The 268-nt window shown below is 45.9% G+C and carries 1 protein-coding gene; it reads right to left on the bottom strand.

Annotated features, from left to right (window positions below):
- Positions 1 to 268: histidinol dehydrogenase (locus KZZ04_RS19465; protein ID WP_219423921.1), on the bottom strand; the 268-nt coding region annotated here is incomplete at both ends.

The following is a 268-nucleotide window of genomic DNA, read 5'->3' as shown; positions in this document are numbered from 1 at the left end:
CTTGCTTGATTGTAGGGTTTAACCCATCAAACGCTTGTTTGAGCTTTTCTTGTGGAATCTCTAGCTCAGCAAAGGTTTTGGCAGGATGGTTGTCAAATTGTTGGGTCAGCTTTAACACCACCTCATCCCCACCCTGACGCACTTGCGCGATAATATCATCGACCGTAGCCAGTAGCGCTGGATCATTTACCGTTTCAAAAGCAAGCAGCTCTGTCAATTCCTGCTCAAAACTGGCTTGTTGGCTATTTAACAATCGCATGGTATTCCC

This window comes from Pseudoalteromonas sp. CR1 (assembly GCF_019392235.1).
In the GTDB taxonomy this organism is placed as follows: domain Bacteria; phylum Pseudomonadota; class Gammaproteobacteria; order Enterobacterales; family Alteromonadaceae; genus Pseudoalteromonas.
The sequence above is the reverse complement of the archived record's forward strand: the minus strand, read 5'-3'. Positions and strand labels throughout refer to the sequence as shown.